We start from the raw sequence: 12,533 nt of genomic DNA on the forward strand, positions 1-12,533 counted from the left end.
TTCAGCCCGTCGGCAGCGGCCGGCGGGCCACCGAACGCACCCTTCTGGAGCCGCGCATGTCTGTGGAGACCTCCCAGCGCTCACCGTCCGCGTCAGATCCGGCCGCCTCGGCGGTGCGGGTCATCCGCCGGGACGGCAGCGTGTCCTCGTTCGACGCGAACAAGATCTCCGTCGCCATGACCAAGGCGTTCCTCGCGGTCGAGGGCGGCGACGCCGCCGCGTCCTCCCGCATCCACCACATCGTCGCCGAGCTGACCGCGCAGGTCGAGGCCGCACTGTTCCGGCACGCCGGACCGGAGCAGGCGCTGCACATCGAGCAGATCCAGGATCTCGTCGAGCTCGCGCTGATGCGCGGCGGCCAGCACAAGGTCGCGCGGGCCTACGTGCTCTACCGCGAGGAACGCACCAGGGCACGCGAGGCCGGGCGACCCGGGCGGCCGAGGGCCGAGATCAGCGTCGCGGCAGCCGACGGCACGGTCACGCCACTGGACTGGGACCGGGTCTCGCAGGTGGTCGGCGAGGCTGTCGCGGGGCTGGCCGACGTCTCCGCCGAGCCGGTCTTGACCGAGACGTGGCGCAACCTCTACGACGGCATCAGCCCCGACGAGCTCGCGCTCGCCCAGGTCATGGCCGCCCGCACCCTCGTCGAGCAGGAGCCGAACTACTCCTACGTCAGCGCGCGCCTGCTGCTGGACCGGCTGCGCGGCGAGGCGCTGAGCTACCTCGCCGGCGCGCCACGGCTGGCGAGCCAGCACGAGATGGCCGCGGCCTACGGCGGCTACTTCCGCGACTACCTCCGGCGCGCGATCGAGCTGGAGCTGCTCAGTCCCGAGCTGGCCACGTTCGACCTGGACGCGATCACCGCGGCGATCCGGCCCGAGCGGGACCTCGATTTCGGCTTCCTCGGCCTGCAGACGCTCTACGACCGCTACTTCCTGCACCACGACGGCACCCGGTTCGAGCTGCCGCAGGCGTTCTTCATGCGGGTGGCGATGGGCCTGGCGATCCGCGAGGACGACCGGGAGGCACGCGCCGTGGAGTTCTACGAGCTGCTGTCGTCGTTCCACTTCATGGCGTCGACGCCGACGCTGTTCAACTCGGGCACGACGCGCCCGCAGCTCTCGTCGTGCTTCCTGACCACGGTCGACGACGACCTGGACTCGATCTTCCAATCGTACAAGAACAACGCGCTGCTCGCCAAGTACTCGGGCGGCCTCGGCAACGACTGGACGCCGGTCCGCGGCCTCGGCGCGCACATCAAGGGGACCAATGGCACCTCGCAGGGCGTGGTCCCGTTCCTCAAGATCGCCAACGACACCGCGGTCGCGGTCAACCAGGGCGGCAAGCGAAAGGGTGCGGCCTGCGCCTACCTGGAGACCTGGCACATCGATGTCGAGGAGTTCCTCGACCTGCGCAAGAACACCGGGGACGACCGCAGGCGCACGCACGACATGAACACCGCGAACTGGGTGCCGGACGAGTTCATGCGCCGGGTGGAGGCGGACGGCTCCTGGACGCTGTTCTCCCCCGACGAGGTGCCCGACCTGCACGACCTGTACGGCACGGCCTTCGCCGAGCGCTATCGCGAGTACGAGGCGGCCGCCGGGCGCGGCGAGATCAGGGTGTTCCGCACGGTGCGTGCGGTGGAGCTGTGGCGGCGGATGCTGACGATGCTGTTCGAGACCGGCCACCCGTGGATCACCTTCAAGGATCCGTGCAACCTGCGCTCGCCGCAGCAGCACGCGGGTGTGGTCCACTCGTCGAACCTGTGCACGGAGATCACGCTGAACACCGGTTCCGGCGAGGTGGCGGTCTGCAACCTCGGCTCGGTGAACCTGGACCGGCACGTGACGGCGGACGGGCTGGACGCCGAGCGGCTGGAGCGCACGGTGCGAACGGCCGTGCGGATGCTCGACAACGTGATCGACATCAACTTCTACACGATTCCGGAGGCACGCCGGTCGAACCTGCGGCACCGGCCGATCGGGCTGGGGCTGATGGGCTTCCAGGACGCGCTGTTCCAGCTTGGCCTGCCGCTGGCCTCGGAAGGGGCGGTGGAGTTCGCCGACCGCAGCATGGAGCGGATCAGCTACTACGCCATCTCGGCGTCGGCCGACCTCGCCGCCGAGCGCGGCCGGTACGAGAGCTTCGAGGGCTCCCTGTGGAGCAGGGGCATCCTGCCGCTCGACTCGCTGCGGCTGCTCGCGGAGGCACGGCAGGGGGACGCACTGGACGTCGACACCTCGGCCACGCTCGACTGGGACGCGCTGCGCGAGCGCGTGCGCGTGACGGGGATGCGCAACTCGAACGTGCTGGCGATCGCGCCGACCGCGACGATCTCCAACATCAGCGGGGTGGGCCAGTCGATCGAGCCGCTGTTCCGGAACCTGTTCGTCAAGTCGAACATGTCGGGCGACTTCACGGTGGTGAACCCGTACCTGGTGGCGAGTCTCAAGGAGCGCGGGCTGTGGGACGAGGTCATGGTCGCGGACCTGAAGTACTTCGACGGGAGCCTGGGCGAGATCGACCGGGTGCCCGCTGATCTCAAGGAGCTGTTCGCCACGGCGTTCGAGGTGGACAGCCGCTGGCTGGTGGACGCCGCGTCGCGCAGGCAGAAGTGGATCGACCAGGCCCAGTCGCTGAACCTCTACATCGATGCGCCGAGCGGGCGCAGGCTCGACGAGCTGTACCGCTACGCGTGGCGCAGGGGGCTGAAGACGACGTACTACCTGCGGGCCCAGTCGGCGACGCATGTGGAGAAGAGCACGCTGCGGGGAACGGACGGCAAGCTCAACGCCGTGCCCGCCGGCACCGGAGGCACCAGCACAGTGCCCGCCGGCACCGGAGGCACCAGCACAGTGCCCGCCGGCACCGGAGGCACCAGCACAGTGCCCGCCGCCGGGCCGTCGCCCGAGCCGGAGGCGTGCCGGATCGACGACCCGGACTGCGAAGCCTGCCAGTAACCCGCCCGACCCCTCGTGAGTGCGGACACGAGTTAGAACCCGTGTCCGCACTCACGAGCGCTGACCTGCAGAAAGGCACCATGACCAACGTGGACACCCTCGACACCACCGGCCTCGGCGAGATCGCGCGTGGCGCGGAGCGCGTCAGCGTCGACGACAAGGCGATGATCAACGCCCGCGCCGACGTCAACCAGCTGCTGCCGCTGAAGTACGGCTGGGCGTGGGAGAAGTACCTCGCCGGCTGCAACAACCACTGGATGCCGACCGAGGTGGCGATGCAGGCCGACATCGCGCTGTGGAAGTCGGCGGACGGGCTGACCGAGGACGAGCGGCTGATGCTCAAGCGCAACCTCGGCTTCTTCGCCACGGCGGAGTCGCTGGTGGCGAACAACATCGTGCTCGCGGTGTACCGGCACATCACCAACCCGGAGTGCCGCCAGTACCTGCTGCGGCAGGCGTTCGAGGAGGCCGTGCACACGCACACCTTCCAGTACATCTGCGAGAGCCTCGGTCTCGTCGAGGGCGAGCTGTTCAACATGTACCGCGAGGTGCCCTCGATCGCGGACAAGGACGCCTGGGCGCTCAAGTACACGCGGAACCTGGAGAACCCGGACTTCGAGACCGGCACGCCGGAGGCCGACCAGGACTTCCTGCGAGACCTCGTCGCCTTCTACGTGATCTTCGAGGGGATGTGGTTCTACACCGGCTTCGCGCAGATCCTCTCGCTCGGCAGGCGCAACAAGATGGTCGGCATCGCCGAGCAGTACCAGTACATCCTGCGGGACGAGTCGATCCATCTGAACTTCGGCATCGACTGCATCAACCAGATCAAGATCGAGAACCCGCACCTGTGGACGCCGGAGTTCCAGCGGGAGGTGCGAGGCATGCTCACCGAGGCGTGCGAGCTGGAGGTGGCCTACGCGCGCGACACGATGCCGCGCGGGATGCTCGGGTTGTCGGCGCAGCTGTGCGAGCAGTACATGCGCTTCATCACCGATCGCCGGGCCCGGCAGATCGGCCTGACGCCGATCTTCGGCGTGGACGAGAACCCGTTCCCGTGGATGTCGGAGGCAATGGACCTGAAGAAGGAGAAGAACTTCTTCGAGACGAGGGTGACCGAGTACCAGAGCGGCAGCGCCCTCGACTGGGACTGAGCGCCCCCCGGTCTGTCCTGACTCAAGGGGAGCTGCACCGGGCCTACGGTGAGGCACTCTCAGCCCATGGACCCAGCGCGCTGCCGCGGAGCCCGGCCGCTGAGCGGACGAGTGACGCGACCGCCTGGGAGTGACTGCTTGGCGGCCATGCGATCACCGTGGTGACGTCCGGCGCGTCGACGACGGGCACCGCGACGTGTTCGGGCCACTGCCAGGCACGGCTGGAGGCAGGGATGACGAGCAGCGTCCTGCCGAGCGCCACGAGCTGAGCGAGCTGTGACTGGGTGTGCACCTCCGGTCCGGGCCCGTCCGGGTAGGACCCGTCGAGCCGGGGCCATCGAGCGATCGGCAGGTCCGGCACATTGCGGACATCCGCCAGCGTGAGCTGCTCACGGGAGGCGAGCGGATGCACCGCGGGAAGGATCGCGACCTGGCCTTCGACGAAGAGGTCCTCGGTGTCGAACCCGGCGAGGTCGTCGAACGGGCGATGCATGAGTGCCACGTCGGCGCGCCCGTTGCGGAGCAGCCGTGCCTGCTCGCCGACCTCGCACAGGAGGATCTCGATCGGTGCGCCATCGGGTTCGCTCGCAAGCTCGTCGAGGAGCCGTTGCAGCAGTTCATGGGACGCCCCGGCCTTCGTCGCGAGCACCAGCGGCCGCTTCGGATCCCCGGCACGCCGCGTCCGACGCTCAGCGGCCGCGACCGCGTCGAGGGCTGCTCGGGCCTCGCGGAGCAGCACCCTGCCGGCGTCGGTGAGCGCCACTCCTCGACGGTCCCGGTCGAGGAGCTGGACGCCGAGCCGCCGCTCCAGCCGGCGGATCGCGCGTGAGAGCGGCGGCTGCGCGATCCCGAGCCGGCCGGCGGCACGTCCGAAGTGCGTTTCCTCGGCGACGGCGACGAAGTATCTGAGCTCGCGGGTCTCGAGATCGTCCACGCGAGCAGCCTACCGGCTGATACCTGCTGGGTATCACAGTCCACCGACTCGGTCTTGGACAGCGAGCGCACGGCTCGCCGAGCATGGACGGAGTGAACAACACGAAGACCGCGCTGGTCACCGGCGCGAACAAGGGAATCGGTTTCGCCATCGCACAGGGTCTCGGAGCGATCGGCTTCACGGTCGCGATGGGCGCACGCGACGATGCCAGGCGCGAGGAGGCCCTCGAGCGTCTGCGTACCGCGGGCGTTGACGCGTTCGGGGTCGCCCTCGACGTCACCTCCGACGACAGCGTCGCCGCGGCAGCGGCGACCATCGAGCAGACGGCAGGACGGCTCGACGTGCTCGTCAACAACGCCGGCATCTCCGGCCGGACCGACGGTGGCGCGCAAGACCCGACGACGCTCGACCTCGACGTCGTCCGCACCGTCCTCGACACGAACGTGTTCGGGGTCGTCCGGGTGACGAACGCGATGCTCCCTCTGCTGCGCCGCGCGGACTCGCCGCGCATCGTCAACATGTCGAGCAACATGGGCTCGCTGACACTGCAGACCGGCCCGATCATGGCCGCGTACGCACCGTCGAAGTCGATGCTCAACAGCGTCACGGCACAGTACGCCCGCCGACTCGCCGACACGAACGTCATCGTGAACGCCGGCTGCCCCGGCTACGTGGCGACCGACTTCACCGGCTTCAACGCGCCGCGAACGCCCGAGCAGGGTGCCGCGATCGCGATCCGGCTCGCCACCCTGCCGGATGACGGGCCGCGCGGTGGCTTCTTCGACGACGAGGGCGTCGTCCCCTGGTGACCCGGAAAGTCTGACTCACCACCGGACGGCTGAACCCTCTTGTCAGATTGCCAATAGTGCGGGACCGTCGTCCCAGAGGCAGATGCGGGGTGATGACGATGACGTCGGCTGTCGGCAGGGTGACCGATTCGATCAGGGAACGCGTACCGCCGATCACGGCGCTGCGGCTGCCGCGCGCCGTCGACGAGCGCATCCTCGCCAAACGCTGGCCGGTGCACGAGCTCGCCGCACCGCCTGCGGGCAGCGGGCTGAAGCCCGTGCTCGGCGACGACGGCCCGCCCCTGATCGGGCACTCGCTGGACTTCATGCGCTACGGCGTCGAGTACGCCCTGCGCCGCATCGAGCGGTACGGCCCCGTGTCCTGGTCCCGCGCGTTCGGCCACCGCATCGTCACCCTCGCGGGCCCGGACGCCACGCAGGCCGCCCTCGTCAACAAGGACAAAGCCTTCTCGCAGGAAGGCTGGAGGTTCTTCATCGAGCGGTTCTTCTCGCGCGGGCTGATGCTGCTCGACTTCGGCGAGCACCACATGCACCGCCGGATCATGCAGGACGCCTTCACCCGCGACCGGCTCGTGGGCTACGTCGACCAGATGGGCCCGACCCTGCGCGCCGGGATCGCCGGGTGGCGGACCGACCCGAACCCGAGGCTGTACTGGTCGCTCAAGCAGCTCACGCTCGACGTGGCGACGCGAGTCTTCATGAACATGCGCAGCGGGGACGACGCGAGGGCGATCAACCGGGCTTTCGTCGACACCGTGCGAGCCGCCACCGCCGTCGTGCGTCACCCGGTACCTGGAGGCCGCTGGGCGGCCGGGCTGCGCGGCCGCAAGGTGCTCGAGCGCTACTTCGCGGAGAACCTGCCGGCCAAGCGTGCCGCTCCCGGCGGCGACCTGTTCTCGGCGCTGTGCCAGGCGACGACCGAGGACGGCGAGCGGTTCACCGACGAGGACGTCGTCAACCACATGATCTTCCTGATGATGGCCGCGCACGACACGTCCACCATCACCAGCTCGGCCGCCGCCTTCTACCTCGCCAAGTACCCCGAGTGGCAGGAACGGGCCAGGGCGGAGTCACTCCGGCTCGGCGACGACATCCCCGACATCGAGGCCCTGGAGCAGCTTCACACGCTCGACCTGGTGATCAAGGAGGCGTTGCGGCTCGTCGCACCGGTGCCGAGCCTGTCCCGCAAGACGGTCAAGGAGACCTCGGTGCTGGGCCACTACATCCCCGAGGGCACGCTCGTCGGCGTCTCGCCGACCGTGAACCATTTCGACCCGGCGTGCTGGAGCGACCCGCACTCCTTCGATCCCGAGCGGTTCGGCGAACAGCGCCGGGAGGACAAGTCCCATCGCTACGCGTGGCTGCCCTTCGGCGGTGGCGCGCACAAGTGCATCGGCCTGCATTTCGGCACGCTTGAAGTGAAGGCCCTGCTGCACGAGATGCTGCGGACCTACCGGTGGAGCGTGCCGCCGGGCTACGACGTCCGCTGGGACTACGTATCACTGCCGGTACCCGTCGATGGTTTGCCCGTGCGCCTGGACCGCCGCTGACCGGCAACGGGAGCACCACCTACAATCACTCTGGGTATTCGCTAGAGTACGCGCGACCACCCTTTCAGCCGGTAGACACCGCGTTACCTGCATGATGCGGTGGCAAGGCTCTCGGCCGACTCCGGCCGGTGTCGTGGGCTCGACCTCCCGCACCGGCTGCGAGCTGGCCTTCGTCGCTTCCTTGGAGAGGTGCAGTGTGCCGGAACCTGGTGGCGCGCCAGGGGCGGAGGGGATCGCCCGTCGATGGGCAGCCACGCTGGCTGACACGGAAGGGGTAACGCTACCCGCCGAGGAACTCGAACGCGTCCTGCTCGCCGTCGCCCAGGAGGCCCGGGCACACGCGGAGGCCGAGAAGGACGCCGTCGCGCACCGCTTCGCGGCCTTCTACTCGGCCTCGCCGACCGGAATCGTCCTCGCCGACCACGACGGCCGGATCGTGGACACCAACGCCGCGCTGACCCGGCTGCTCGGTCACGAGGCCGGCGATCTCCGCGGCAAGCCGGTCACCGAGCTCACGGCGTCCGAAGAGGACGCCGCGACGATCCGTGCGGGACTCGCGGAACTCCGGTCCGTACCACGCTCGCGCTTCCGGGAACGGCTGGACCTCATCCACATCGAGGACGGCTCCCTCCGCACCCAGGTGACCATCGCCGGCCTCCCTGGCGACTCCGCCGGATCCCTGTATCCGGTGCTGATGATCGAGGACGCCAGCGAGCTGAGCCTGCTGCGCGAGACGCTGCGCCGGCAGAACGTGCAGGACTCGCTCACCGGCCTGCCCAACGCGGGCAGCTTCTTCAACCGTCTCGAGGCCGCGCTCGCCGGCCCGTCGTACGACTCCGACGAGCAGGTCGCTCTGGTCTACCTCGACATCGACGGCTTCAAGGTGATCAACGATGGACTCGGCCCCGGCGCAGGCGACGAGATCCTGCGCAGTGTTGCCCGCAAGATCGAGTCCGCGTTCACCTCGCATGACGCCTTCGTGGCGCGGCTGTCCGGCGACGGGTTCGCGGTGCTCATGCAAGGACGGCTGACGGGCACCGACGTGATCGACCTCGTCGAGGACGCGATGGCACTGCTGGCCGAGCCGGTCTACCTCGACGGGAACGGCGTCGCGGTCAGCGTCAGCGTCGGCATCGTCGTGCAGGAGACGGCCGGGCGGACCCAGGAGGACCTGCACCGCGCGGCGGAGATCACGCTGCACCGGGCCAAGGAGAACGGCCGCGCGCAGTGGATGCTGTTCGAGGCGGACCTCGACAGCCTCGACCGGCGACGCTACGGGCTCGGCGCCGTCATCGGCGGTGCGCTGGAGAACGGCGAGTTCGAGCTGGAGTACCAGCCGACCGTCAAGCTCGACGACAGCAACGAGATCGCGGTCGTGAACGCGTCCCTGCGCTGGAACCACCCCGAGCACGGCGTGCTCGCGCCACGGGAGTTCTACTCGCTCGCCGACACCACCGGAATGACGCTGAGCCTCGGGCAGTGGCTGTTGAAGGAGTCACTGAGCGAGGCGGCCAGGTGGCATGAGCAGTTCGGCGAGGCGGCACCCGATCTGTGCCTGCGGCTGCCGACCCGGCTGGCGATCGATCCCAACCTCGTGGGAATGGTGCGGGACGAGCTGAAGCGCACGGAGCTGCCGCCGCAGAAGGTGCGCCTGTGCGCGGACACCACCGCCCTGCTCGACCCGCGGGGTGAGGTTCTGGAAGCGTTGTCCGTCCTGTCCGATCTGGATGTGCAGATCGCGATGGCGGCCACGGGAGCCGCGGACGTGGAGCTGATGCACGCCCAGAAGCTGCCGGTGGGCTTCGTGGTGCTCTCCGGCCCGCTGATCGACGCGCTCGCGGAGGACGAGGCCGGTGCGGCGGGCGCCCGCAGGCACATCGCGGCACTGCTCGAACGAACCAGGGAGCTGGGGCTGCACCGCGTCGGCGCGGAAGGTGTTCGTGACGCCGAGCACGCGAGGCGGCTGAGGGAGCTCGGGATCGTGGCGGGCCGAGGTCCCGCGTTCGGCGGGACGGCCAGCGGAGCGGAGATCGAGTCGCTGATCCGGCGGCACACCCGCTGACCCCGGCCGTCCAGTACCGTCCCGAGCATGAAAAAGGGAGACCTCGCACCGGACTTCACGCTGGCCGATGACCAGGGCGAGCAGCGCACGCTGTCCGGGTTCCTGGAGACCGGACCGGTCGTACTGTTCTTCTACCCGGCGGCGATGACCACCGGCTGCACGGCCGAGAGCTGCCAGTTCCGCGACCTCGCCGCCGAGTTCGCCGAGGTGGGCGCCCACCGAATCGGCATAAGCCCCGACCCGGTGGACAAGCAGCGGCGGTTCTCCAGCACGCACGACTTCGACTTCCCGCTGCTCTCCGACCCGGACGGCACCGTCGCGACGCAGTTCGGCGTGCGCCGCAAGCTCGGCCCGCTGCTCACCAGGCGGCACACGTTCGTGATCGACACCGACCGCACGGTCCTCGACGTGATCAAGAGCGAGCTGCGGATGAGCGTGCACGCCGACAAGGCCCTCGAAGTGCTCCGCGCTCGTACCGGCCACGCCTCGTGAGTGGCTACGCGAGTTAGAACTCGCGTAGCCACTCACGAGCGTGCTTAGTTGACGATCACGCTGTCCGGCAGCGGAGTGTCGTTGCGTAGCGCGTCGAACAGCTGCTGCGACTTGGCCTCGTCCCAGTTCTCCGCCGAGGCCGACGTCGTGGGCACGGTGGTGGCGACCACCCCGCCGTCGGAGATGCCGCGCATGGCCCAGGCGAGGCCGACCAGGTGGTGCAGGTGGTCACCGGTGTCCATGGTCAGCGCGTCCGGCGCCGCGGACAGCAGCGGGAACAGGTCGAACGGGTTGAGCAGCGTGGCGGGGCTCGCCATCTCGTTGGCCAGCGCGCCGATGAACTTGCGCTGGTTGGCCACCCGGTCGAGGTCCGAACGCGGCGTCGCCGAGCTGTAACGCATGCGGACGAACCCGAGTGCCTGCGCGCCGTCCAGCTCCTGCTTGCCCGCAGGGATCACGACACCGGTCTTGGTGTCGCGCATCTCCTCCGGAATGTCCATCTCGACACCGCCGATGGCGTCCACGATGTTGGCGAACCCGCCGAAGCCGATCTCCGCGTAGTGGTCGATGTGCAGGCCGGTCGCCTGCTCGACGGTCTGCGCCAGCAGCGGCGCGCCACCGAAGGAGAACGCGGCGTTGATCTTGTTGGTGCCGTGTCCGGGGATCTCGACCTGCGAGTCGCGGGGCAGGCTGAGCAGGGTCGGCGCCGTGTCGTTGTCCGGGATGTGCGCGACCATGATCGTGTCCGTGCGCTGGCCGCCGGAGTCACCGGTGGACAGCCTCTCCTGGTCCTCGGGGTCAAGGCCGGCCCGTGAGTCGGAGCCCACGATCAGCCAGTTGGTGCCCTCGGCGGCGGCCGGCTGCCCCTCGTAGCCGGGCAGCGCGTCGATGCGGTTGATCGAGAACTCCAGATAGACCCAGATACCCGCGATGAACAGCACGAGAACCATCAGCAGGCTCAGCGCCACCCGGCCGAACGTCCACCGCTTGCGCTTCGGCGGCGGCCCTGGCGGCCGCCTGCGCTCCCCCGGCGGGGGCTGGTGCGGCGGGGCGGCCCGCGTCGACTGCGGGGGCCGTGCACGCTGTGCACCCTGACCTGCGCGTTCCCTGCCAGGCACCGGCAGCGTCTGCGCTCGCTGGTGTTCCCGCGGACCACGGGGTGGCTGGCGGCGCCGAGGTGGGGGCTGGTGCCCGCCGTACTGTCCGCCGTAGCTCATCGGTTCTCCGATTCGGTGTCGTGCCGGCCGTGTCGCCGCGCTAACTTAACCGCACTGTCCCGACAGAAGGACGTCCGGCACCCCGATCGGTTGCGCCTGCTCATCCGAACGAGAACTGGTGCACCTTCAGGTAGCCGGAGCGGAAACCGGCCTCCGAGTACGCGAGATAGAAGTCCCACATCCGGCGGAACACGTCGTCGAAACCGAGTTCGGCGACCTCCGCCCGGCGGTGCCGGAACCGCTCCCGCCACTGTTCAAGGGTACGCGCGTAGTCCTGGCCGAACTCGAGCTGGGCATGCTGCCGCAGCGTGGTGTTGTGTGCGATGCCGTGTCTTACCGATTCCACGGACGGGATCAGCCCGCCCGGAAAGATGTACTTGTGCACCCAGGTGTACGAGGATGCCGCGGCGAGCATCCGGTCGTGCCGCATCGTGATGGCCTGCAGACCGAACCTGCCCCCCGACCGCAGCAGCCTGCCGACCGTGCCGAAGAACTCCGGCCAGTAGTCGGCGCCGACGGCTTCGATCATCTCGACGCTCACCACCGCGTCGTAGGTTCCCTCCGCCTGCCGGTAGTCGAGCAGTCGCACGTCGATCCGCTCGGCGAGGCCCGCCTCGGCGATGCGCTTGGTGGCCAGCGTGCGCTGCTCCTCGGACAGGGTGAGGGAGGTCACCTCGGCACCGCGCCGGGCGGCCCGGACGGCCAGCTCACCCCAACCGGTACCGATCTCCAGCACGCGGCTGCCGGCGCGGACCCCGGCGTAGTCGAGGACGTTGTCGATCTTGCGGACCTGCGCAGCCGCGAGATCGTCCCCTGGGCCGAACAGCGCTGAGGAGTAGGTCATCGTCTCGTCCAGGAACAGGCCGAACAGCTCGTTCGACAGGTCGTAGTGCCGGTGGATGTTGGCCCGCGCGCCGTCGACCGTGTTCCGTTCGGCCTGCGGGTGCCCGCGGTCGACGAACCCCCGGAAGCGCTGCAACGCCGGCGGAATCAGAACCGCCGTCCGCTCCGCGAACGGCGTCAGCACCTCGGCCAGCGCGTCGGAGGTCCAGTCGCCCGCCATGTAGGCCTCGCCGAAGCCGATCTTCCCGTCGGCGCCGAGGCGGTGGAAGAACGCCGCAGGCCGGAGGAGCCGCAGCTCAGGCGCACCGGGGCCACCGGCGCCGAGGCGGCTGCCGCCCGGCAGGCTCACCCGGACGTCGAGCGGCCGCACGGCACGCCGGAAGAGCAGCTCCGCGATACGGGCGCGGGCGGGAGCGCGCGGTGGGGTGGTCAGGCCGGGCCATGCCTGCACGTCACGCTGCGACCGGTCGACGCTCGAGCTGGTCAAGGCACTTCCTTCCGCCTGAGGA

General features: G+C 69.4%; 9 protein-coding genes. 6 read left to right on the plus strand and 3 right to left on the minus strand.

Features of this window, described 5'->3' with window-relative positions:
• The first annotated feature begins 56 nt into the window (after positions 1 to 56).
• Positions 57 to 2,963, plus strand: a complete 2,907-nt coding sequence (locus JAP66_RS18815) for a ribonucleoside-diphosphate reductase subunit alpha (RefSeq protein ID WP_199433093.1) — start codon at positions 57 to 59, stop codon at positions 2,961 to 2,963.
• Positions 2,964 to 3,043: 80 nt separating this feature from the next.
• Positions 3,044 to 4,117, plus strand: a complete 1,074-nt coding sequence (locus JAP66_RS18820) for a ribonucleotide-diphosphate reductase subunit beta (protein WP_199433094.1) — start codon at positions 3,044 to 3,046, stop codon at positions 4,115 to 4,117.
• A 43-nt stretch (positions 4,118 to 4,160) separates the two neighbouring features.
• Here the strand turns inward: JAP66_RS18820 and JAP66_RS18825 are convergent, their stop codons facing one another.
• Entirely contained in the window at positions 4,161 to 5,051 is an 891-nt protein-coding gene (locus JAP66_RS18825) for a LysR family transcriptional regulator (RefSeq protein ID WP_199433095.1), read from the minus strand.
• Between the two features lie 83 nt (positions 5,052 to 5,134).
• Here JAP66_RS18825 and JAP66_RS18830 point away from each other — a divergent pair, with 83 nt between their 5' ends.
• From JAP66_RS18830 to JAP66_RS18845, 4 genes are all read left to right on the plus strand, one after another.
• Positions 5,135 to 5,860, plus strand: a complete 726-nt coding sequence (locus tag JAP66_RS18830; protein WP_199433096.1) for an SDR family oxidoreductase — start codon at positions 5,135 to 5,137, stop codon at positions 5,858 to 5,860.
• Between the two features lie 98 nt (positions 5,861 to 5,958).
• Positions 5,959 to 7,410 carry a cytochrome P450 gene (locus tag JAP66_RS18835; RefSeq protein WP_199433097.1) on the plus strand — a complete coding sequence of 484 codons (1,452 nt, stop codon included), beginning with the start codon at positions 5,959 to 5,961 and terminating at the stop codon, positions 7,408 to 7,410.
• A 196-nt stretch (positions 7,411 to 7,606) separates the two neighbouring features.
• The gene (locus tag JAP66_RS18840) at positions 7,607 to 9,472 is read left to right on the plus strand and encodes a diguanylate cyclase domain-containing protein (protein WP_199433098.1); all 1,866 of its coding nucleotides are present in this window, start codon (positions 7,607 to 7,609) and stop codon (positions 9,470 to 9,472) included.
• Between the two features lie 27 nt (positions 9,473 to 9,499).
• Positions 9,500 to 9,964, plus strand: coding sequence for a peroxiredoxin (locus tag JAP66_RS18845; protein WP_199433099.1), 465 nt, complete (start codon positions 9,500 to 9,502; stop codon positions 9,962 to 9,964).
• 44 nt (positions 9,965 to 10,008) lie between these two features.
• On the opposite strand, the gene JAP66_RS18850 is transcribed toward JAP66_RS18845, so the two are convergent.
• Together JAP66_RS18850 and JAP66_RS18855 are read right to left on the minus strand one after the other, a co-directional pair.
• Positions 10,009 to 11,181 carry an LCP family protein gene (locus tag JAP66_RS18850; protein WP_199433100.1) on the minus strand — a complete coding sequence of 391 codons (1,173 nt, stop codon included), beginning with the start codon at positions 11,179 to 11,181 and terminating at the stop codon, positions 10,009 to 10,011.
• Between the two features lie 100 nt (positions 11,182 to 11,281).
• On the minus strand, positions 11,282 to 12,511 hold the full coding sequence (locus JAP66_RS18855) for an SAM-dependent methyltransferase (RefSeq protein ID WP_199433101.1): 1,230 nt from the start codon (positions 12,509 to 12,511) through the stop codon (positions 11,282 to 11,284).
• Positions 12,512 to 12,533 lie beyond the last annotated feature (22 nt).

This window comes from Qaidamihabitans albus, from assembly GCF_016464705.1.
In the GTDB taxonomy this organism is placed as follows: Bacteria; Actinomycetota; Actinomycetes; order Mycobacteriales; family Pseudonocardiaceae; genus Qaidamihabitans; species Qaidamihabitans albus.

Excerpts from the sequence above, each read along its gene's own strand:
- JAP66_RS18815 (WP_199433093.1), top strand. The coding sequence starts at position 57 with ATGTCTGTGGAGACCTCCCAGCGCTCACCGTCCGCGTCAGATCCGGCC.
- JAP66_RS18820 (WP_199433094.1), top strand. The coding sequence starts at position 3,044 with ATGACCAACGTGGACACCCTCGACACCACCGGCCTCGGCGAGATCGCG.
- JAP66_RS18830 (WP_199433096.1), top strand. The coding sequence starts at position 5,135 with ATGGACGGAGTGAACAACACGAAGACCGCGCTGGTCACCGGCGCGAAC.
- JAP66_RS18835 (WP_199433097.1), top strand. The coding sequence starts at position 5,959 with ATGACGTCGGCTGTCGGCAGGGTGACCGATTCGATCAGGGAACGCGTA.
- JAP66_RS18845 (WP_199433099.1), top strand. The coding sequence starts at position 9,500 with ATGAAAAAGGGAGACCTCGCACCGGACTTCACGCTGGCCGATGACCAG.
- JAP66_RS18850 (WP_199433100.1), bottom strand. The coding sequence starts at position 11,181 with ATGAGCTACGGCGGACAGTACGGCGGGCACCAGCCCCCACCTCGGCGC.